The organism is Salmonella sp. SAL04162 (assembly GCF_046551535.1).
Taxonomy (GTDB): Bacteria; Pseudomonadota; Gammaproteobacteria; order Enterobacterales; family Enterobacteriaceae; genus Salmonella; species Salmonella enterica.
Genome location: NZ_JBGDVX010000003.1, coordinates 170,131 through 191,201, shown reverse-complemented (window position 1 = coordinate 191,201; position 21,071 = coordinate 170,131). Strand labels below are relative to the sequence as shown.

Below are 21,071 nucleotides of genomic sequence, written 5' to 3'. Positions count from 1 at the left end.
GACGTTAAATTCGCAGCCCGCTTATTTCTGGCTGTGAAATATCACCCGTATTGATTAATGATAAAAAACGCTGATGTCCGATGCTGAACATCAGCGCAATAAGCGTTTCGCGTTGAAACCGATCGTTAAGTTCCGGCAAACAATTCTGTAGCAGCATATCGCAGCTATTGAGGTCATCCAGCAAGAATGCCTCCGCCTGTTCGGGCGTAATGAACGTCAGCGTCTCATCCGGCGTCAACATATGCCCGTAACCAATCACCCAGTTACCCTGCCGATCGCGATACTTTTCCAGCGACAGACCCTGCCACTGTTTAATAAACGCGATGCAGGCGGAGCTAAAGCGAGATGAAATGTGCGGCATGGCATCTTTCTCATAAAAAGCGCGATTATAAAGTGTGCTGCACGCGTGACTAGCGGTCAGACGGCCAAACGCAGGCAGGGAAAAGGTCTATGCCGTTCAGCGTCACGCCGCGTTGACAGAATGAAAAACTGATGTTTTTGGTTAGTAACCGATCTTCTTATAAATTTGCAATCATTAAGATTAAGTCACTGAAATGTGGCTAAATCTGTTATATCTATGAAAAAACATAATTAAAAGAAAATGAAGATCTCGTCGCGGGATCGTCTTTTTAGGGAAGATAATGACGAATAGCGCTTCGCAGGCGACACGCGCGCCTTTTGAACATAGCCTGGGGATTATCCGCCAGGCATCAATAGAAATCCTGCTGCTGCTGGGTATTCATACCACAGAGGGAAAAGAGCCCCGGTGGTTCATGGAACAACTTGAGCAGGCGCGTCTTAACCTGGGCGGTTGGGGCGCGGTGGCGAAAAAATTGCGGATAAATGACGCGCAGTTGAGCCAGTTTATGCTGCAACTGCGTCACCTTCAGCAGCATGTTCCCCAGTATGACAGCGGGCAAGAGGTGAGCGAAAATCAACTCCTTGCCGCGTTGCGTTTTGTCACCTCGCTGGAACATCTACGTCAGCAGCAGCCGCTACTGACGTATCAAACTGAGCTGGAAGACCCCGACCAGGAGGCGCATCTTGAGGCGCAGCGTCAGCTTCGGGCGATAGAACTGACGTTAAAAGCGCTTATTGCGCGCGCATGGCCGGATCGGGCGTCGCTGAATCACTACCTCAAGCAACATTTTGGCCCGGACCGTTTGCGCCAGTGGTTAAAACAGGGAGAAGATCAACATGCGCTGGAGGGCATGTTGTTCAGCGAACTGGCGCTTATGGTGGTCGATAAAAAATTGTTTGCCCGTCATTACGTCAGAATTTTTAATGACGCCTCAGCGTTAACGCTGTTCGCCGAGTCGCGCACCACTCTGCGTATGTTTCTGGATGATTGTCGCCTCGCGCGAAACGAGGTTATCGCCAGGCAGCCGCTCACCTCAGCGCAGCTTATGCTGCTAAACGTTCAGTATCAGCAAATCGTTCGGCCCATCCAGCGCGCCTATGCCGAAAAACGTACCCGCGTGAATCCCGCTTCGTTTCTGCTGGCGGATGAACGTGAATTGCGCCAGTTCTGGGAAACCGCGCGGCTTAAAGATCGGCAGGCCGGGGGAGATAAGCATGAGATTAGCGAGAGCATAGAACCACCGCGTAAGCGGCCTCCGCGTACGCCTGAAGAGCGTGAGCAACTTATTTCCGGCGCTTTGTGGGGCGCGGTTGGCGTCATGACGCTGGCGATACTGGCGGGCGCGTTCTGGCTATTTAGTTCGTCGTCGCCAGGCTCCGATAACGGGCAAGCTCCCGCAATGGCGCAGGATGAACCGCCGCGCGAGGCGCCTTCCGCGCGGGAAACGCTCAATCATATGGGGATTACCTGGGATGCGTTTACCATGCGGGCGGCGATAGAGCGCAATGATACGCGGGTGACGGCGCTGTTCCTCCAGGGCGGAATGAACTGGCAGCTCGCGTGGACGGAGCAGGCGTTTGCGGCAGGACATACCGAGGTGCTGCAACTGTTGTTGCGTTATCCCGCGCTGATGGATGAGGTCAAACCCTGCCGACGATTTATCACAACGTTAAGTCATGACATGTCGAGCGGCGCGCCGCTGACCGCGATGCATAAAACCTATTTGCAAACGTTTTGCACCGTTCCGGCTGTTGTGACGCGCCAGCAGCACGATACGGAGCAGGCCCGACTGCGCGCTCAGGCCCGGCCCAGCGCAGACAATAAAAAATGGCTGAAAATTCAGTCAGCCATTTATGATGCGATTCACTGAGGCCGGAGCAGGTTAAGGCTCTCCGTAAAGGCCAATCAGGCGGCGCACCACGCCATTGGTCCAGCCGAATCCATCCTGTAGCGGATACTCGCCCCCGCCGCCTTCGCGGGGCGTACCGCCGGAAATATGGTATTTCTCGATCAGTTTATGGTGCTCCTGATAAAAATGGTTCACCGTTTTTAACCAGTTATGGGCGATTTCATCGCCCAGCATATCGTCGCCATACAGTTTGAAGCCCTGAATCGCCATCCATTGCAGCGGTGCCCAGCCGTTCGGTTTATCCCACTGTTCGCCGGTTTCGTATTCGGTCGCCATAATCCCGCCGGGCGTTAACAGGCGGCTGCGTACCACGTTTGCCAGACGGTCGGCCTGCTCATGGTTCGCCATACCGACATACAGCGGCACGATACTGGCGGCGGAAAAGAGCGCCATTTCTTCGCGTCGCCAGTCATAGTCCCGATAACAGCCGTTTTCATCATCCCACAGATAATGGTTCACGGCGGCGCGTCGATCGCTGGCTTTCTGGCGAAATAGCGCCTCGGTGTCACGTTCGCCTTTCAGTGCTGAAATATTGGCGATAGCGCTCTCCAGTTTATACAGAAAAGCGTTCAAATCGATAGGGATAAACTGGGTCGTACGTATGCTGGCAAGCCGGCCCGCATCGCGTAGCCAGCGTGAAGAATAGTCCCAGCCGGACGCCGCCCCGGCGCGCAAATCCCGGTAGACTTCATTGGGTGGACGACCGGAATGTTTTGCGGTTTCGACATCTTCCAGCCAGGACTCGTCGCGCGGCGTGTCGCGATCGTCCCAGTAGCGGTTCAGCAGGGAACCGTCCGGCATCCGCACAACGTGGCGATAAGCCTGGTTGAGTGCCAGCGATTCGGCGCCGTCCATCCAGAAGGCGTATTCCATTTTGAGATGGTCGAGATAACGCCGTGCGCCGCGCACGCCATCTTCTTCGAACAGTTCAACCATCAGGGCGAAAACCGGCGGCTGCGAGCGGCTCAGATAATAGGTCCGGTTGCCGTTGGGAATATGGCCATAGTTTTCAATCATCCAGGCGAAATTATCCGCCATACATTTAAGTAAGTCTTCGCGCCCGCTTTCCGCCAGACCCAGCATGGTAAAATAAGAGTCCCAATAATAGGTTTCGCTAAAACGGCCTCCCGGCACGATATAGGATTGCGGCAGCGCCAGCAGCGAAGACCACGGAATATGATCCTGCGGTTCGCGCGTCAGTATCGGCCAAAGCTGGTCAATATGTTCTTTGAGCGAGTTTTCGGGGTTAGAGACATACTCGCTGGATAAGGTTTCCGGTAGCCAGAAATGGTTCTCGACGAAGCGGCGTAAGTCAAAATCACGGTGGCGTCTGACCTTACGGTAGCGGATCAGGATATCAAGCGGGTCCATCTTCGGCGCGCAGTCCGGGAACGTTTTACTGTCTGGAAACAGTTTTGTTGACTGTACATGCTCGAACAGTTCGAGATACCGATCGGCAGGGGTCAGGGCGTCAGAGGCGGGAAGCCCCTCGATCATCTCCGGCTCCGGTTCCGCCTCGATCATTTCATCCAGCTTTAACTCGCACGGGTCTGTTTCATAAAGCAGATCGACATCAATAGTCAGATCTTCAGAAGGCGTGGGGTTTAATTTCTGGTTGAGCATAATGACAAGGACCTCCGGCTTGCGTCGTAAAAGATACGGGTGTTGCCCGGCTGTCTATTAAGCGTAGACATTCGCTTCGATACCTGAGTGGCAAAGTGTGCGGTAGATCACATTTTGCAATTTACCCCCTCAAGAAAAACACTTCATAAATTACTGAATGATATTGCGAAAATCCTATTTTCATGGCGCCCGTCCCAGACCTAAAATCAGAATATTCGTTTCATAGCGGTATCACTACATCGCCGCATGGCGTGGATTCACAAGCAAAGGTAACGTAAATAGTTATAATACAAGCTATGGCACCATGATAATACAAATGGATACAAATGATCGAGCAACCCGACAGTAAAAGCGCCAAACCGCTTTATAAGCAGCTTGAAACCGCCTTAAAAGAGGCCATTGCGCGTGGAGAGTATAAACCAGGCCAGCAGATCCCGACGGAAAATGAACTGAGCGCGCGCTGGCAGGTGAGCAGGGTCACGGTCCGTAAGGCGCTGGATGCGCTGACGCGTGAAAATTTGCTGACCCGTGTCTCCGGCAAAGGCACCTTTGTCTCTGGTGAGAAATTTCAGCGCAGCATGACCGGCATCATGAGTTTCAGCGAGTTATGCCAGTCTCAGGGACGTCGCCCGGGGTCACGCACCATCAAATCCGTTTTTGAATCGGTAGACGATGAGACAAAAGCGTTACTGAATATGAACGATGGCGAAAAAGCGGTCGTCATTGAACGTATCCGCTATGCCGACGATGTGGCGGTATCGCTGGAAACCGTACATCTTCCCCCACGTTTTGCGTTTTTGCTGGACGAAGATCTTAATAATCACTCTTTGTATGAATGCTTACGCGAGAAATACCATTTATGGTTTACCCACTCCCGTAAGATGATCGAACTGGTTTATGCCAGCTTTGAAGTCGCCCATTATCTTGGCGTCAACGAGGGTTATCCGCTGATCCTGATAAAAAGTGAAATGATTGATAACAAAGGAGAACTCTCCTGCGTTTCGCAACAGTTGATTGTCGGCGATAAAATACGGTTTACCGTATGATGTCAGCATTACGCTAACGAAGAGCAGGCTGAATCGGGATCCAGATCGCGGATCCCGATTTTTTTTGGTTTCCATCTTGATCAAATGTCTTTAAATGTCATATAAAAATAACAATACATTATGAGTCATTTATGGCGAATCCTCGCCTGTATCATTGATGGAACCAGAGGAAAGCATGATGGGTATGAAAGAGACAGTTAGCAATATTGTGACCAGCCAGGCAGAGAAAGGAGGCGTTAAACACGTCTATTATGTGGCGTGCGGCGGTTCTTATGCGGCGTTCTATCCGGCGAAAGCATTTTTAGAAAAAGAAGCGAAAGCGTTGACTGTCGGTCTGTATAACAGCGGAGAATTTATTAACAACCCGCCGGTAGCGCTGGGAGAAAATGCCGTTGTGGTTGTCGCCTCCCACAAAGGTAATACGCCAGAGACAATTAAAGCGGCTGAAATCGCCCGTCAACACGGCGCGCCGGTCATTGGTTTAACCTGGGTAATGGATTCACCGTTGGTGGCGCATTGCGACTATGTGGAAACGTACACGTTTGGCGACGGTAAAGATATTGCCGGAGAGAAAACGATGAAAGGCCTGCTGAGTGCGGTCGAACTGCTCCAGCAGACGGAAGGGTATGCGCACTACGACGATTTTCAGGATGGCGTCAGCAAAATCAACCGTATCGTCTGGCGCGCTTGCGAGCAGGTTGCGGAGCGTGCGCAGGCGTTCGCGCAGGAATATAAAGACGATAAAGTCATTTACACCGTCGCCAGCGGCGCGGGCTATGGCGCAGCCTACCTACAGAGCATCTGTATCTTTATGGAAATGCAATGGATACATTCCGCCTGTATTCATAGCGGTGAGTTTTTCCACGGGCCGTTTGAAATTACCGATGCGAATACGCCTTTCTTCTTCCAGTTTTCCGAGGGCAATACGCGGGCGGTGGATGAACGCGCGTTAAACTTCCTGAAAAAATATGGCCGCCGGATTGAAGTTGTCGATGCGAAAGAGCTGGGGCTATCGACCATTAAAACCACGGTTATTGATTACTTTAACCACTCTCTCTTTAATAACGTTTATCCCGTTTACAATCGGGCGTTAGCTGAGGCGCGCCAGCATCCGTTAACGACGCGCCGCTATATGTGGAAAGTGGAATATTAATTACATCAGGATGGATAAAAAAGCAGGGACGCTTTTTATTGTAAAGACAAACAAGGAATAATGATGAGCATCAGCGTATTGGGTATTGGCGACAACGTTGTCGATAAATACCTGCATTCCGGCATCATGTACCCCGGCGGTAATGCATTAAATTTTGCTGTCTATGCGAAATTAGCAGACATCCCCAGCGCGTTTATGGGGGCGTTTGGCAATGACGACGCCGCGCAGCACGTACAGGATGTATTACACCAGCTACAGATAGATATCTCTCACAGCCGCCATTATACCGGCGAAAATGGATATGCTTGTATCCGTCTCTCGCATGGCGATCGACAATTTGTCGCCAGCAACAAAAACGGCGTATTGCGGGAACATCCTTTTAGCCTGTCTGACGATGATCTTCGCTATATATCACAATTTACATTAGTCCATTCCAGTATTAACGGCCATCTGGAATCGGAGCTGGAGAAAATTAAACAACAAACCGTCTTACTCTCTTTTGATTTTTCCGGGCGCGGTACAGACGACTATTTTGAAAAGGTATGCCCGTGGGTAGATTACGGATTTATCTCCTGCAGCGGGTTATCGCCAGATGAAATCAAAATAAAACTCAATAAACTTTATCGTTATGGCTGTCGGCATATTATTGCCACCTGCGGGCATGAAAAAGTTTATTATTTTTCCGGCGCGGATTATCTGGAGTGGCAACCTGTTTATATCGAACCTGTCGATACGCTGGGCGCAGGCGACGCCTTCTTAACCGGTTTTTTGCTTTCCATTTTGCAATCGGGTATGGCGGAACCCGATAAAGAAAGCGTGTTACGCGCCATGTGGCAGGGCGGGAAATCGGCGGCGCAGATTTTATCTCATTACGGCGCATTTGGTTTTGGTAAACCGTTTGCACAATAGGTTACGTCCCTCAATGTAAAGCGACACTCACTCCAGATAACCCAGGAGGAAGTATGTTTTGGACGGAATTATGTTTTATCCTTGTGGCCCTGATGATAGGCGCCAGGATCGGCGGCGTATTTTTAGGGATGGTCGGCGGGTTAGGCGTCGGCGTGATGGTTTTTATTTTTGGCCTGACGCCTTCTACGCCACCGATTGATGTTATTCTGATAATTCTTTCTGTTGTCCTGGCGGCCGCATCTTTACAGGCCTCCGGCGGGCTGGATTTACTGGTCAAACTGGCGGAAAAAATTCTGCGTCGCCACCCTCGTTACATTACGTTATTAGCGCCGTTTATCTGTTATATCTTCACGTTTATGTCAGGAACGGGGCATGTCGTTTATAGCTTGCTGCCGGTTATTTCTGAAGTCGCACGGGATTCAGGTATTCGACCGGAACGTCCTTTATCTATTTCTGTTATTGCATCGCAACAGGCGATCACCGCCAGTCCTATATCTGCCGCCATGGCGGCGATGATTGGTTTAATGGCGCCGTTGGGCGTCTCTATTTCAACCATTATGATGATTTGCGTGCCTGCCACGTTAATCGGTGTAGCGATGGGGGCAATAGCGACCTTTAATAAAGGAAAAGAGTTAAAAGACGATCCGGAATATCAACGTCGGCTTGCTGAAGGGTTAATTAAACCTGCGCAGAAAGAAAGTAAAAATACGGTGGCCACTTCGCGCGCCAAATTGTCGGTGGCGTTATTTCTGACCAGCGCGATCGTTATCGTTCTGTTAGGACTGATTCCGGCGCTGCGGCCCATGGTGGAGACAGCGAAAGGGCTACAACCGCTTTCGATGTCCGCCGCTATCCAGATTACGATGCTCTCTTTTGCCTGCCTGATTGTGTTGTTATGCCGGCCGCAGGTCGATCAAATTATCAGCGGTACGGTATTTCGGGCGGGCGCGCTGGCGATTGTCTGCGCCTTCGGCCTGGCCTGGATGAGTGAGACGTTCGTGAATGGTCATATCGCGTTGATTAAGGCAGAAGTGCAAACTCTATTGCAACAGCATACCTGGCTTATCGCCATTATGATGTTTTTCGTGTCCGCTATGGTCAGCAGCCAGGCGGCAACGACGTTAATTCTGTTGCCGCTGGGGCTGGCGTTAGGGTTGCCCGCTTATGCGTTAATCGGCTCCTGGCCTGCCGTTAACGGCTATTTCTTTATTCCGGTGGCGGGGCAGTGTCTGGCGGCGCTGGCGTTTGACGATACCGGTACGACGCGTATCGGCAAATATGTGCTTAACCATAGTTTTATGCGTCCGGGATTAGTTAACGTGATTGTCTCGGTCATTGTCGGGCTGTTAATAGGAAAAATGGTTCTGGCCTGATTGTTATTAATATTTTTATAGCACACGTCACTTATTATTTTTAATTCAGAGGAAGAAAATGAAAATCAGAGTTTTCATGGCCGCCGTGTTGCTGCTCATCAGCCACTGTGTATTTAGCACAACGTCACTACCGCATATTGTTATTCTCGCGACAGGCGGTACTATCGCCGGGACGGCAGCCAATCATACGCAAACCGCCGGATATAAATCTGGTGAACTTGGCGTGCAAACATTAATAAATGCCGTGCCGGAAATGAATAATATCGCTCGCGTTGACGGCGAGCAGGTGGCGAATATTGGTAGCGAAAATATGACCAGCGATATTATCCTGAAACTTTCACAGAAGGTAAATGCGTTATTGGCGCGGGACGATGTTGACGGTGTGGTTATTACTCATGGCACTGACACGCTCGATGAAACCGCCTACTTTCTTAATTTGACCGTGAAAAGTGACAAACCGGTGGTGTTTACCGCTGCAATGCGGCCCGCGTCGGCAATCAGCGCCGATGGCGCAATGAACCTGCTGGAAGCGGTCACGGTGGCTGCTGACCCGAATGCGAAGGGACGCGGCGTGATGGTGGTTTTAAACGATCGTATTGGTTCGGCGCGCTTTGTAACGAAAACCAATGCCACGACTCTGGATACCTTTAAAGCGCCGGAAGAGGGCTATCTGGGGGGCATCGTTAATGGTCAGCCACAGTTCGAAACGCGGGTGGAAAAAATTCATACCCTGCGCTCTGTTTTTGACGTACGTAATATCAAAAAATTACCCAATGTGGTGATTATTTACGGCTATCAGGACGACCCGGAATATATGTATGATGCGGCGATCGCCCATCACGCGGACGGTATTATTTATGCCGGAACCGGTGCAGGTTCGGTCTCGGTACGTAGCGACGCGGGGATTAAAAAAGCGGAGAAAGCCGGGATTATCGTGGTGCGCGCTTCCCGCACCGGAAACGGCGTCGTACCGTTGGATAAAGGGCAGCCAGGGCTGGTGTCTGACTCGCTCAACCCGGCGAAGGCGCGAGTCTTGCTGATGACGGCATTAACTCAGACGCGTAATCCGGAACTGATCCAGAGTTATTTCAGTACGTATTAATCATGCAGGCTTGTGCGCCCACCCTCGAAGATGGGCGCACAAGATATTAACGCATGGTCACAAACTCTTCCGATGCGGTCGGGTGAATAGCGACGGTATTATCGAAGTCTTTCTTGGTAGCGCCCATCTTCAGCGCCACTGCGAAGCCCTGCAACATTTCATCCATGCCGAAGCCGATACCGTGGATACCCACAATTTTTTCTTCCGGCCCGACGCAGACCAGCTTCATACGGCACGGCTGGCGGTGCGTCGTCACCGCGGTATACATAGCGGTAAACGATGACTTATAGACTTTTACCTGCTCGTCGCCGTACTGCTCGCGCGCCTGCGGCTCGCTTAACCCGACGGTGCCGATAGGCGGATGGCTAAAGACCACGGTCGGGATGTTGCTGTAGTCCAGATGCTCGTCCGGCTTGTTGTTAAACAGGCGTTCGGAGAGACGGCGACCGGCGGCGACGGCGACTGGCGTTAACTCCACTGCGCCGGTGTTATCGCCAACGGCGTAAATGCCTTCAACGTTGGTATTCTGGAATTTATCGACAATGATGTAACCTTTTTCATTGGTTTTCACGCCCGCTGCCGCCAGATTAATATTGTCGGTCGACGGTTCGCGACCAATGGCCCAGATCAGGCAATCAACGGTTTCACTGCGGCCATCTTCCAGTTCCAGAGTCAGACTGCCGTCGGCGTTTTTTACCACCGCTTTCGGCACGGCGTGAGTATGCAGTTGCGGGCCTTCGGCGTTCATCACCTCAACCAGCGTTTCGCTAATCATCGGGTCAAAACTGCGCAGCGGCGCATGTTTACGGACAAACAGATGCGTTTTCGCCCCTAGCGCGTTGATAACGCCAGCCAGTTCAACAGCGATATAACCTGCGCCTACCACCGCGACGCGCTCCGGCAAGGCAGACAGCGCAAAGAAACCGTCGGAATCAATGCCGTATTCCACGCCTGGAATGCTCGGATGGCTCGGACGGCCGCCGGTAGCGATCAAAATATGGTCGGCGGTGATGGTTTCGCCGTTCACCTCAATGGTTTTGGCATCGACAAAGCGGGCAAAGCCTTTAATCACATCCACGTTATTTTTGCCCAGCACGTTGTCGTATGAAGTATGGATGCGGTCAATATACGCGGTACGGCTGGCAATCAGCTTGCTCCAGTCGAACTGATTAATCGTGGTGTCAAAACCGTAGTCCGGGCCATACAGATGAATCGCTTCACGAATCTGCGCGGCATGCCACATCACTTTCTTCGGCACGCAGCCCACGTTAACACAGGTACCGCCCAGCTCTTTGGCTTCGATGAGCGCGCATTTCTGGCCGTACATAGCGGCGCGGTTAATCGAGGCGATACCGCCGCTGCCGCCGCCGATAGCGATGTAATCATAGTGTTTGGTCATGACCGCTCCTTTATGTTCGTTGTCGGACGGATAGATTCTGCGCTACCCGCCAAAATATTCGCGATTGTATACCTGAAGGTGAAAGGTTCCACCGATGGCTGTGATTACTCCGGCACGATCCAGCTTACCGAAGTGTGTCCGTGACCGTTTGGCGCCAACCTGCTGTGCAGCCACGGTAGCACGTTGTTCATCTGCTGCTCCAGTTTCCACGGCGGGTTAACCACGATCATACCGGACGCCGTCATCCCGCGCTGATCGCTGTCCGGGCGGATCGCCAGCTCAATTTGCAGGATTTTACGGATGCCGGTGGCCTCCAGCTCATGAATCATGCGCTTAATTTGCTGGCGGAGCACCACCGGATACCATAGCGCGTATGTACCGGTGGCGAAACGTTTATAACCCTCGCTGATGCCGCTGACTACCGCCTGGTAATCGGTTTTCATTTCATAAGGTGGGTCAATGAGGATCAGACCGCGGCGGGAAACCGGCGGCAATTTGGCTTTCAGTTGCTGATAGCCGTCAGCGCGTTCCACGCGGGCGCGGTTGTCTTTTTGAAACTCCGCGCGCAACAGTGGGAAGTCGCTGGGATGCAATTCCGTGAGTTGCAGACTGTCCTGCTCACGCAGCAACTGGCGGGCGATTAACGGGGAGCCCGGATAGTAGCGTAACTGCCCGCTGCGGTTGAAATGTTTTACGACGCTAATATACGGTTCCAGTTCGGCGGGCAGATCGTCCTGCTGCCAGATACGGGCGATGCCTTCCAGATACTCTCCGGTACGTTCAGCATGTTCGCTGCCCAACTGATAACGCCCCGCGCCCGCGTGCGTGTCCAGATAGAGAAACGGTTTTTCTTTCTCTTTTAGCGACTCGATGATCAGGCTCTGAACGGTATGTTTAAGGACGTCGGCGTGGTTGCCAGCGTGAAAGCTGTGACGATAACTGAGCATGGATGCAGATATTCCGGGAAGTAAACAAGTTAGCCGATAGTTTACCGCAGATCCGCGCAGATTACCCCAGTACCGCCATGTTGTTTCGCGCGTTGTGAAAGTATTGCAAGACGTGTTCGTATCATCAAACCGTCAACTGCGCAGGCCAGCATCGCCTGTGGGCAAGGTAGTAGTTTTGACCTGGCGTTATTTTTAATGAAAGGAACCATAATGAAACTACACATTACTGTACTGGCGTCATCTCTGGCGCTGGCGATGCCGGCACTGGCGAAAGATATTCCCCTGTCCCAGGCGGAGTCGATAGCGAAAAGCGTGACGCCCGACTCGGCGAGCGTCGCCTTTAATGACCTTGAGGCTCAATGGCTGACACAGTTGCGTAAGGCATTACAAGGCGATACCGCCGCGTTGACTCGCGACGCCCTGGCTCAGATGCGACAGAATTCCATCCAGGCGGATAATGCCTGGTTACAGGCTAGCGGTTATGATTTTCATACTACTGAGAATCAACAGATGGGGATTACCCTACTTTCCGCCTTCAATACATTGCCGGAAGCAGTATTGAAAGACAATCTGGCGACGGTGACGGCGATTAATCACGATGCCGATGTTAATACCCGTCACCAGGCGCTGGCGGATGCGGAAAGCGTGGAGTATCTCTATTTCCTGAGCGACGCAATGGGGCCACGGCTGGGGCGGGCATTTCTCGCCGCTTATGATAAAGGTGAGTTGGGCAAAGCGGCAGCGTTGATTAAAGCCTCGGAAGTCAGCACCGGCGCGGCGAAAAAATATTTTCATTACCCGCGTCCTTACCAGGTGCCGGGTAATACTATCCATTTGACGCCGGATGATGTGGTGGTAAAAGATGGTCATCCTTATACCGCAGGTGGCGGTGCTTTTCCCAGCGGACACACGAATACCGGTTATACGGATGCGCTGTTGATGGCGGAAATGATCCCGGAACGCTTTGATGCGCTGGTGATTCGTGGCGCGCGTTATGGCTATTCTCGCCTGGTCCTTGGCGTACACTATCCGCTGGATGTGATGGGCGCGCGGATGGTCGCGCAGCGTAATGTCGCGCATTATCTTAACGATCCGTATTATCGTACGTTATTCAACGAAGCTCGCGCTCAACTGCGCGAGGCGCTGGTGAAAGAGTGCGGTACGACGATTGTCGAATGCGCGGCATCGGCCGGAAAAGACGATCCGTACCGCGCTCCGGCTATGCATACCTTCTACCGCTTCACCATGACTTATAACCTGCCGCAACAGAAAGGCGAGCATCAGTCGTTGAAAATACCAAAAGGCGCCGATGTTCTGCTACAGACAGCGCTGCCGAACCTGTCGCCAGCGCAGCGTCAGGCGTTAATGGAAGAGACGGCGTTACCGGCAGGATATCCGTTGTCGGGCGAGACCGAGGATCAACAGTTCTGGCAGCGTCTGGATCTGTCCGCTGCTTACGAGATGGCGAGAAAAACGCGCTGACGTTGTCACCCGGCTTATAAAACGTAAGCCGGGATGATGTTAAAGGGGCGGCTTATTGCAGCGATACCCACGTCTGTACGCTGTCCATCATTGAAATTCCCCTTACTATCCCCCATTCTAGATCTCATCGCGAGAGCGCCAAAAGCGCGCTCCACTCACCTTCTTCTACAGGACTGCGCATATGACCAATCCATTACTAACGTCTTTTTCACTGCCGCCTTTTTCTGCAATTAAACCGGAGCATGTGGTGCCTGCGGTCACCAAAGCGTTGGCCGATTGCCGGGCGGCGGTAGAAGGCGTTGTGGCGCATGGCGCGCCGTATAGCTGGGAAAACCTCTGCCAGCCGTTGGCGGAAGCCGACGATGTTCTGGGGCGTATTTTCTCGCCAATTAGCCACTTAAACTCGGTGAAAAATAGCCCGGAGCTGCGTGAAGCCTACGAACAGACGCTGCCGCTGCTGTCGGAATACAGCACTTGGGTTGGGCAACATGAAGGACTGTACAACGCGTACCGCGACCTGCGCGACGGCGATCATTACGCCACGCTGAATACCGCGCAGAAGAAAGCGGTTGATAACGCGCTGCGTGATTTTGAACTGTCCGGCATCGGTCTGCCGAAAGAGAAACAGCAGCGTTACGGCGAAATCGCCACTCGCCTGTCTGAGCTGGGCAACCAGTACAGCAATAATGTGCTCGATGCCACCATGGGCTGGACGAAGCTCATCACCGACGAAGCCGAGCTGGCGGGAATGCCGGAAAGCGCGCTCGCCGCCGCTAAAGCCCAGGCGGAAGCCAAAGAGCAGGAAGGTTACCTGCTGACCCTGGATATCCCGAGCTATCTGCCGGTCATGACCTACTGCGACAACCAGGCGTTGCGCGAAGAGATGTATCGCGCCTATTCCACTCGCGCCTCCGACCAGGGGCCGAACGCCGGTAAGTGGGATAATAGCCCGGTGATGGAAGAAATTCTTGCGCTGCGCCATGAACTGGCGCAACTGCTGGGCTTCGAAAATTATGCCCATGAATCGCTGGCCACCAAGATGGCGGAAAATCCGCAGCAGGTGCTCGATTTCTTAACCGATCTGGCGAAACGCGCCCGTCCGCAGGGGGAAAAAGAGCTGGCCCAGCTGCGCGCCTTCGCCAAAGCCGAATTTGGCGTTGAGGAGCTGCAACCGTGGGATATCGCGTACTACAGTGAAAAGCAAAAACAGCACCTGTACAGCATCAGCGATGAGCAGCTACGCCCGTACTTCCCGGAAAACAAAGCCGTGAATGGCCTGTTTGAAGTGGTGAAACGTATTTACGGCATCACCGCCAAAGAGCGTACTGACGTTGATGTCTGGCACCCGGAAGTGCGTTTCTTTGAACTGTATGACGAAAATAACGAGCTGCGCGGCAGCTTCTACCTTGACCTGTACGCACGCGAACACAAACGCGGCGGGGCGTGGATGGACGACTGTGTCGGCCAGATGCGTAAGGCGGACGGCACATTGCAAAAGCCGGTCGCTTATCTGACCTGTAACTTCAACCGTCCGGTGAACGGTAAACCCGCTCTGTTTACCCATGACGAAGTGATCACCCTGTTCCACGAGTTTGGTCATGGCCTGCATCATATGCTGACCCGCATTGAGACCGCCGGGGTCTCCGGTATCAGCGGCGTGCCGTGGGACGCGGTCGAACTGCCAAGCCAGTTTATGGAAAACTGGTGCTGGGAGCCGGAAGCGCTGGCGTTTATCTCCGGCCACTATGAAACCGGCGAGCCGTTGCCGAAGGAACTGCTGGATAAAATGCTGGCGGCGAAAAACTATCAGGCGGCGCTGTTTATTCTGCGTCAACTGGAGTTCGGTTTGTTTGATTTCCGTCTGCATGCGGAATTTAACCCGCAGCAAGGGGCGAAAATTCTTGAGACGCTCTTTGAAATTAAAAAACAGGTCGCCGTGGTGCCGTCACCGACATGGGGCCGCTTCCCACACGCGTTCAGTCATATCTTTGCTGGCGGGTATGCGGCAGGCTACTACAGCTATCTGTGGGCCGACGTACTGGCGGCGGACGCTTATTCCCGCTTTGAGGAGGAAGGCATTTTCAACCGTGAGACCGGTCAGTCGTTCCTTGATAACATCCTGACTCGCGGTGGTTCTGAAGAGCCGATGGAACTCTTTAAACGCTTCCGTGGCCGTGAACCACAACTGGACGCGATGCTGGAGCATTACGGGATTAAAGGCTGATTTTACGTGCAAATCTGCTTAATGGATGAAACGGGCGCCACAGACGGCGCCTTATCTGTTCTGGCTGCCCGCTGGGGACTGGAGCATGACGAAGACAACCCGATGGCGCTGGTATTGACGCCGCAACATCTGGAGCTGCGCAAGCGCGACGAACCGAAGCTCGGCGGTATTTTTGTCGATTTTGTCGGCGGCGCGATGGCCCATCGACGTAAGTTCGGCGGCGGGCGCGGCGAAGCGGTGGCGAAAGCCGTTGGTATCAAAGGCGATTATCTGCCGGACGTGGTTGATGCCACGGCCGGACTGGGGCGCGATGCGTTTGTGCTGGCATCCGTCGGTTGCCGCGTGCGGATGCTGGAGCGTAACCCGGTGGTTGCCGCGCTGCTCGATGACGGTCTGACGCGCGGCTATGCCGATGCGGACATTGGCGGCTGGCTTCAGGAGCGTTTGCAGTTGATTCATGCTTCCAGCCTGACGGCGTTGACTGATATCACGCCGCGCCCGCAGGTGGTCTACCTCGATCCGATGTTTCCTCACCGGCAGAAAAGCGCGCTGGTGAAGAAAGAGATGCGGGTGTTTCAGTCGTTGGTGGGGCCGGATTTAGACGCCGACGGACTGCTGGAACCGGCGCGTCAGTTGGCGACCAAACGCGTGGTGGTTAAACGTCCCGATTATGCGCCGCCGCTGGCGGATGTCGCGACGCCCAACGCCATCGTCACCAAAGGGCATCGGTTTGATATTTATGCCGGAACCCCTCTGTCGGAGTAACGGATTGCCCGATGACGTTGCGCTTATCGGGCCTACGATTCTCAATTATTTGTAGGCCGGATAAGGCGTAAGCCGCATCCGGCACTGAGTATTACTGTTCGGTATCTGGCGTATTAATCATTCGGTTTAACCACGGCACCATAATGGCCATCACCACGGTGACCGCCAGCGTTACCAGACCAATTTTGCTAAAGACGCCGGTATAAATTGGCAGCGTCTGCAACGGATCGGTGATGTTTTCCGGTACGGCAGTGAAGGTCGCCACATAACCGCCGAGCAGGAAGGCGGCGGCCTGGGTCAGGAACCACATTCCCAGAATAAAACCCATCAGATGCTGCGGCACCAGAGCGGCGACCATTGCCAGCCCCAGCGCGCTAATCAGCAGCTCGCCCAGACTCTGGAACAGATACACCAGCACGATAAACCACGGCGACGTCAATCCTTGCGCATCGGCAAACCACATCCCGGCGGCGGCGGCGGTCAGAAAACCCAGCGCGCAGAGGAACATACCGAGCGTAAACTTCATCGGCATAGTCAGATCTTTGCCTTTACTACCCAGTCGGGTGTAAATCGCTGCCAGTACCGGACTGGCGACGACCACCCAGAATGGGTTCAGCGCCTGAAAACTCACCGGGTTAATGGCGAATCCAAGAATTTCATGATGTACGTTATTAATCGCAAAGAAGTTCAGCGAGGTAGGCATCTGCGCATACAGAATGTAAAACAGCACGGCTTCAATCATCAGAATAAACGCCACGAACATTTTATTGCGGCCGGTTTTATCCAGACGAAACGCTTCGCGAAAGAAGAAGATAGTGACGACGATAGAAAGGACGATGAGCACCAGATTGGCAATCTTAACGTTGTGCATCAGCCAGGCGCAGAGGAAAATCATGACGACGGTGCCGAGTAGTACCAGCAGCAAATTGCGAAAACGTAGCGGTTTATGATCCGGTTCAGAACCGATATTTTTCACCATGCCACGGCAGGCGAAGTACACCAGAAGCGCAACAATTAAACCAGCGCCGCACAGATTATAGGTCACCGCATAGCCAAATTTATCGGCAATCACCGGCGCCAGCGATAGCGATAACAAAGAACCGATGTTAATCGACATATAAAACAGGGTGAAAGCGCCATCCAGCCGGGGATCTTTAGGCTGATAGCATTTAGAGAGCAGGCTGGCGGGATTGGCTTTAAATAACCCGTTGCCCACGGCAATCGTACCCAGTGCGATAAAAATCAGATCGGGATTTAATAGCGACATGCCGGTCATAAAATAGCCAATCGCCAGCACAATCGCGCCCAGGACCAGGGTGCGTTTAGTCCCTAACAGATGGTCGCCAACATAGCCGCCGATGGAGATCAGGCCATAAACCAGCGCCGCAAAAGCGCCAAAGGTAATAAAGGCCTGTTCCTGAGAAAAACCCAATTGTTTAACGAAAAAGACCGCCAGGATGCCCTGGACGCCGTAATAGCCAAATCGTTCCCATAATTCTACAAAAAAGATCATGAAGAATGGACGAGGTTGCTGCAGCAAGCCCGTAGGTGCAGTTGTATTCATATTCCTTCGCCTTTTAATGCCATCCCGAAACGTATGAGCGCGTATATCAAAACGCGCCGAAAAGACTTACCCTGATATAGACTGCGGTTATTAGCCTGATCAATAGGTTATTATACAAATGATACGCAAACTAATTAGTGGATCACACTAATTATGTTTGGTGTGATGGAATGATGTACTGAGTACTGCGAAGAAGGGGGGATAAACAAAACGCCCACCTAAGCGGGCGTTGTTGTTGAGAGCCGGAATTTGCCTGATGGTTCAGGCCAACCTGATTGACTATAGACCTGATGCGGTCTTAGCCGCCAGCCGGCACGGCAAGTATTACTCTTCTTCGTCGCGCAGCGGAACAATCAGCATGTCAACGTGAACGGTGTTGATCAGCTGGCGCGCAGAAGACATCAGTTTGCTCCAGAAGTCCTGGTGATGACCGCAAACGACCAGATCCATATCGTATTTCTTGATGGCGTCAACCAGCACCTGGCCCAAATCGCCGCTACCGCTCAGGGTTTCAGTGATAGGGTAGCCAGCGTTGGTAGACAGCTCGGTCAGCGCGTGGTGGGTTTCTTCGGAGATACGTTTCTGCATATCGCCCAGATTGACGTCAATCAGACCGGTGTACAGGTCAGAATAGTTCACATCAACGTGGATGAGGGAGATTTTCGCGTTGTAGGGGCGCGCCATAGAGACCGCTTTTTCAACCAGAACTTTACTTTCCGGGGAGAGATCAACTGCGATAAGAATGTGTTTATAAGCCATAGTGTTACTCCTTCCATAAGTTGTCGATGACCATTGAGCTACTGGCGTTTCTTATGCCGCCGCGTCACCCGCGTCCTGCGAACTCTATGCGCGGGGCTAGCTCAGCCGTTTACCATAACTATCCTTACATTATAGCGACCAGGATAATCCGTCAATCTGCCTTGCTTGCCAGTTAGTTAAACAAAATTTTCAGGGAATTGCATTGATAGTGATTAACCTTCTGGTAAAAAAATTAACTGATCTCCTACAATGTGTATAAGAGCCGTTCGAATGCGGAGCGCTAATATGGACGGCTTTCGTAGTACTCTTTCACTGATTGTCTGGCAGGGTATCGGGGAGCGGTAGTCCCGGAGAGGAACTCCGTGGGCGGGTCGCCGGGGAGGAGATATGATAAGCACCGTCTCACTATTCTGGGCTTTATGTGTCGTTTGCATTGTTAATATGGCGCGCTATTTCTCATCACTACGCGCACTGTTAGTGGTACTTCGTGGTTGCGATCCTTTGCTCTATCAATATGTCGATGGCGGCGGCTTCTTTACCACGCATGGTCAGCCCAACAAACAGGTGCGCCTGGTATGGTATATCTACGCTCAGCGCTATCGCGATCATCATGATGAAGAATTTATTCGCCGTTGTGAACGCGTGCGCCGCCAGTTTCTGCTGACCAGCGCGTTATGCGGTTTGGTGGTGGTGAGCTTGATTGCGCTCATGATTTGGCACTGAATAAAAAAAGCGGGCCAGTTTCCTGACCCGCTCGTATTAGATAAGCCTCCGGATGACGCCGCTTGTAGCGGCCTGTCAGGCCTGTGTCGTTTCATCCTGACAGGCCGGATTAGCGACAGCGCTATCCGGCCCATTTGGCTTAAATAATCTTCAGGGAAAGCCAGTACAGCACGCCGGAAAGAATAATCGCCGCCGGTAACGTAAATACCCAGGCCATCAGAATGCTGGTCACGGTTTTACGCTGCAACCCGCCACCATCAACGACCATGGTTCCCGCCACTGAAGAGGAGAGTACGTGAGTGGTAGAAACTGGCATACCGGTGTAGCTGGCAAGACCGATAGAGACTGCCGCCGTCATCTGCGCCGACATTCCCTGCGCATACGTCATGCCTTTTTTACCAATTTTCTCGCCGATAGTGGTCGCCACGCGACGCCAGCCGATCATCGTACCAATACCCAGCGCCAACGCCACTGCCATAATGATCCACACCGGCGCATACTCAATGGTGCTTAACATATCGGTCTTCAGCTTTTTCAGCAGGCGCTGGTCATCGCTGCTTACGCCAGGCAATTTCACGACTTTATCGGTCGTGTCGGAAATGCACAGCATAATGCGACGCAACTGGCTACGCTGTTCAACGCTTAACTTGTCGTAGCTTTCCACGTTTGCCAGCATCCCTTTCGCACGGTTAAGCGCGTTAATGGTGTTAGCCGGATGGCAGTGGAATTCAGTCGGTTCAGTCGCGCCCGGCTCCGGAGAGGGAATCAGTTGGTCAACGCCGGTGACGGCTTTCAGCAGGTCAGGACGCTGCTCAAAGTACGTTTCGACATTGTTGATAGCATCGCGCGTACGGGTGATTTCGTAGCTGGAGGCATTCATATTGACCACGAAACCCGCAGGCGCGACGCCAATCAGCACCAGCATGACCAGGCCAATGCCTTTCTGACCATCGTTCGCGCCATGCGAAAACGCCACGCCGATAGCTGAGAGGATCAGCGCGATACGCGTCCAGAACGGCGGCTTTTTCTTGCCGTCTTTCTTTTCACGTTCGGCTGGCGTCAGGTGGATACGGGCGCGTTTCTTAGTACCGCTCCAGTAGCGGCGCAGCAAGAAAATCAGACCGCCGGCGAATACCAGACCGACAATAGGGGAGATAATGAGTGAACCGAAAATATTGATAACTTTCGGGATGTTAAGCGCATCCACCACTGACGTGCCGGTCATCATCGCATTGGTTAAACCGATGCCGATAATGGCGCCAATCAGCGTGTGGGAACTGGACGCCGGCAACCCGAAATACCAGGTACCGAGGTTCCAGATAATCGCCGCCAGCAACATGGAAAAGACCATAGCGAGGCCGTGCGCGGAACCCATGTTGAGCAGGAGATCCGTCGGTAGCATATGCACAATGGCATACGCCACGCTGAGACCCCCCAGCAAAACGCCAAAAAAGTTAAACACCGCCGCCATGACAACCGCCAGCTGCGAACGCATCGCACGGGTGTAAATCACGGTTGCGACTGCATTGGCTGTGTCATGGAAGCCGTTAATCGCTTCGTAGAACAGCACAAAAGCCAGAGCAAGCAATAATAAAAGCCCGGTATGTAAATCCAGGCCAGCAAACAAATGTAGCATAGGACGTTACGCCATTTTGAGGACATGAACGCGGCGCATTATCAGTGACTTTGGCGGCGCGGGCAAAGTGAAATATAGACTTTTTTTGATGTACTT

At 52.7% G+C, this 21,071-nt stretch carries 17 protein-coding genes; 10 read left to right on the top strand and 7 right to left on the bottom strand.

Going from position 1 to position 21,071, the window contains the following annotated elements:
* Positions 1 to 4: 4 nt before the first annotated feature.
* A complete protein-coding gene (locus ACLJRH_RS07810; protein WP_001120252.1) occupies positions 5 to 361 on the bottom strand; it encodes a glycoside hydrolase family protein in 357 nt (118 codons plus the stop codon).
* 280 nt (positions 362 to 641) lie between these two features.
* On the opposite strand from ACLJRH_RS07810, the gene ACLJRH_RS07805 reads away from it, so the two are divergent.
* Positions 642 to 2,231 carry an STY4199 family HEPN domain-containing protein gene (locus tag ACLJRH_RS07805; protein WP_000185004.1) on the top strand — a complete coding sequence of 530 codons (1,590 nt, stop codon included), beginning with the start codon at positions 642 to 644 and terminating at the stop codon, positions 2,229 to 2,231.
* A gap of 12 nt (positions 2,232 to 2,243) precedes the next feature.
* Here the strand turns inward: ACLJRH_RS07805 and ACLJRH_RS07800 are convergent, their stop codons facing one another.
* Entirely contained in the window at positions 2,244 to 3,893 is a 1,650-nt protein-coding gene (locus tag ACLJRH_RS07800; RefSeq protein ID WP_000934254.1) for an alpha,alpha-trehalase, read from the bottom strand.
* A 326-nt stretch (positions 3,894 to 4,219) separates the two neighbouring features.
* Here ACLJRH_RS07800 and ACLJRH_RS07795 point away from each other — a divergent pair, with 326 nt between their 5' ends.
* The 5 genes from ACLJRH_RS07795 to fraE all read left to right on the top strand — a co-directional run bounded on the left by ACLJRH_RS07795 (position 4,220) and on the right by fraE (position 9,476).
* A complete protein-coding gene (locus ACLJRH_RS07795; protein WP_023137377.1) occupies positions 4,220 to 4,939 on the top strand; it encodes a GntR family transcriptional regulator in 720 nt (239 codons plus the stop codon).
* A gap of 175 nt (positions 4,940 to 5,114) precedes the next feature.
* Positions 5,115 to 6,092: a 6-phosphofructose-aspartate deglycase gene (gene fraB, locus ACLJRH_RS07790; RefSeq protein ID WP_077905336.1), complete on the top strand. Its 978-nt coding sequence runs from the start codon at positions 5,115 to 5,117 to the stop codon at positions 6,090 to 6,092.
* A 63-nt stretch (positions 6,093 to 6,155) separates the two neighbouring features.
* Positions 6,156 to 7,001 (top strand): fructose-aspartate kinase, encoded by an 846-nt coding sequence (fraD, locus tag ACLJRH_RS07785; protein WP_000028427.1) that lies wholly within the window; start codon positions 6,156 to 6,158, stop codon positions 6,999 to 7,001.
* 53 nt (positions 7,002 to 7,054) lie between these two features.
* Entirely contained in the window at positions 7,055 to 8,374 is a 1,320-nt protein-coding gene (locus ACLJRH_RS07780) for an anaerobic C4-dicarboxylate transporter family protein (protein ID WP_000498930.1), read from the top strand.
* 58 nt (positions 8,375 to 8,432) lie between these two features.
* Positions 8,433 to 9,476 (top strand): fructose-asparagine asparaginase, encoded by a 1,044-nt coding sequence (gene fraE, locus ACLJRH_RS07775; RefSeq protein WP_023137378.1) that lies wholly within the window; start codon positions 8,433 to 8,435, stop codon positions 9,474 to 9,476.
* 46 nt (positions 9,477 to 9,522) lie between these two features.
* Here the strand turns inward: fraE and gorA are convergent, their stop codons facing one another.
* Together gorA and ACLJRH_RS07765 are read right to left on the bottom strand one after the other, a co-directional pair.
* Positions 9,523 to 10,875: a glutathione-disulfide reductase gene (gene gorA / locus ACLJRH_RS07770; protein WP_000160778.1), complete on the bottom strand. Its 1,353-nt coding sequence runs from the start codon at positions 10,873 to 10,875 to the stop codon at positions 9,523 to 9,525.
* Positions 10,876 to 10,979: 104 nt separating this feature from the next.
* The gene (locus ACLJRH_RS07765; protein ID WP_000954235.1) at positions 10,980 to 11,822 is read right to left on the bottom strand and encodes a 23S rRNA (adenine(2030)-N(6))-methyltransferase RlmJ; all 843 of its coding nucleotides are present in this window, start codon (positions 11,820 to 11,822) and stop codon (positions 10,980 to 10,982) included.
* Between the two features lie 210 nt (positions 11,823 to 12,032).
* Between ACLJRH_RS07765 and ACLJRH_RS07760 the strand changes: the two genes are divergently transcribed.
* From ACLJRH_RS07760 to rsmJ, 3 genes are all read left to right on the top strand, one after another.
* Positions 12,033 to 13,304, top strand: a complete 1,272-nt coding sequence (locus tag ACLJRH_RS07760; RefSeq protein ID WP_000766149.1) for an acid phosphatase — start codon at positions 12,033 to 12,035, stop codon at positions 13,302 to 13,304.
* A gap of 181 nt (positions 13,305 to 13,485) precedes the next feature.
* Positions 13,486 to 15,528: an oligopeptidase A gene (gene prlC, locus ACLJRH_RS07755; protein WP_000184178.1), complete on the top strand. Its 2,043-nt coding sequence runs from the start codon at positions 13,486 to 13,488 to the stop codon at positions 15,526 to 15,528.
* 6 nt (positions 15,529 to 15,534) lie between these two features.
* Complete coding sequence (gene rsmJ / locus ACLJRH_RS07750) at positions 15,535 to 16,293, top strand: 16S rRNA (guanine(1516)-N(2))-methyltransferase RsmJ (RefSeq protein ID WP_023137379.1); 759 nt, start codon at positions 15,535 to 15,537, stop codon at positions 16,291 to 16,293.
* 91 nt (positions 16,294 to 16,384) lie between these two features.
* On the opposite strand, the gene dtpB is transcribed toward rsmJ, so the two are convergent.
* Positions 16,385 to 17,857 carry a dipeptide/tripeptide permease DtpB gene (gene dtpB, locus ACLJRH_RS07745; protein WP_001098274.1) on the bottom strand — a complete coding sequence of 491 codons (1,473 nt, stop codon included), beginning with the start codon at positions 17,855 to 17,857 and terminating at the stop codon, positions 16,385 to 16,387.
* A 324-nt stretch (positions 17,858 to 18,181) separates the two neighbouring features.
* Positions 18,182 to 18,616 carry a universal stress protein UspA gene (gene uspA, locus ACLJRH_RS07740; protein ID WP_000323565.1) on the bottom strand — a complete coding sequence of 145 codons (435 nt, stop codon included), beginning with the start codon at positions 18,614 to 18,616 and terminating at the stop codon, positions 18,182 to 18,184.
* A gap of 387 nt (positions 18,617 to 19,003) precedes the next feature.
* On the opposite strand from uspA, the gene uspB reads away from it, so the two are divergent.
* Positions 19,004 to 19,339, top strand: a complete 336-nt coding sequence (gene uspB / locus ACLJRH_RS07735) for a universal stress protein UspB (protein ID WP_000626193.1) — start codon at positions 19,004 to 19,006, stop codon at positions 19,337 to 19,339.
* Between the two features lie 139 nt (positions 19,340 to 19,478).
* On the opposite strand, the gene pitA is transcribed toward uspB, so the two are convergent.
* The gene (gene pitA, locus ACLJRH_RS07730; RefSeq protein WP_000902764.1) at positions 19,479 to 20,975 is read right to left on the bottom strand and encodes an inorganic phosphate transporter PitA; all 1,497 of its coding nucleotides are present in this window, start codon (positions 20,973 to 20,975) and stop codon (positions 19,479 to 19,481) included.
* Between the last annotated feature and the right edge of the window lie 96 nt (positions 20,976 to 21,071).

Bases quoted from the DNA above. Each gene is read 5' to 3' on its own strand.
- ACLJRH_RS07765 (WP_000954235.1), bottom strand. From the start codon at position 11,822: ATGCTCAGTTATCGTCACAGCTTTCACGCTGGCAACCACGCCGACGTC.
- ACLJRH_RS07780 (WP_000498930.1), top strand. From the start codon at position 7,055: ATGTTTTGGACGGAATTATGTTTTATCCTTGTGGCCCTGATGATAGGC.
- ACLJRH_RS07795 (WP_023137377.1), top strand. From the start codon at position 4,220: ATGATCGAGCAACCCGACAGTAAAAGCGCCAAACCGCTTTATAAGCAG.
- fraB (WP_077905336.1), top strand. From the start codon at position 5,115: ATGATGGGTATGAAAGAGACAGTTAGCAATATTGTGACCAGCCAGGCA.
- gorA (WP_000160778.1), bottom strand. From the start codon at position 10,875: ATGACCAAACACTATGATTACATCGCTATCGGCGGCGGCAGCGGCGGT.
- fraD (WP_000028427.1), top strand. From the start codon at position 6,156: ATGAGCATCAGCGTATTGGGTATTGGCGACAACGTTGTCGATAAATAC.
- ACLJRH_RS07760 (WP_000766149.1), top strand. From the start codon at position 12,033: ATGAAACTACACATTACTGTACTGGCGTCATCTCTGGCGCTGGCGATG.
- uspA (WP_000323565.1), bottom strand. From the start codon at position 18,616: ATGGCTTATAAACACATTCTTATCGCAGTTGATCTCTCCCCGGAAAGT.
- ACLJRH_RS07805 (WP_000185004.1), top strand. From the start codon at position 642: ATGACGAATAGCGCTTCGCAGGCGACACGCGCGCCTTTTGAACATAGC.
- pitA (WP_000902764.1), bottom strand. From the start codon at position 20,975: ATGCTACATTTGTTTGCTGGCCTGGATTTACATACCGGGCTTTTATTA.
- fraE (WP_023137378.1), top strand. From the start codon at position 8,433: ATGAAAATCAGAGTTTTCATGGCCGCCGTGTTGCTGCTCATCAGCCAC.
- dtpB (WP_001098274.1), bottom strand. From the start codon at position 17,857: ATGAATACAACTGCACCTACGGGCTTGCTGCAGCAACCTCGTCCATTC.
- ACLJRH_RS07800 (WP_000934254.1), bottom strand. From the start codon at position 3,893: ATGCTCAACCAGAAATTAAACCCCACGCCTTCTGAAGATCTGACTATT.
- uspB (WP_000626193.1), top strand. From the start codon at position 19,004: ATGATAAGCACCGTCTCACTATTCTGGGCTTTATGTGTCGTTTGCATT.
- ACLJRH_RS07810 (WP_001120252.1), bottom strand. From the start codon at position 361: ATGCCGCACATTTCATCTCGCTTTAGCTCCGCCTGCATCGCGTTTATT.
- prlC (WP_000184178.1), top strand. From the start codon at position 13,486: ATGACCAATCCATTACTAACGTCTTTTTCACTGCCGCCTTTTTCTGCA.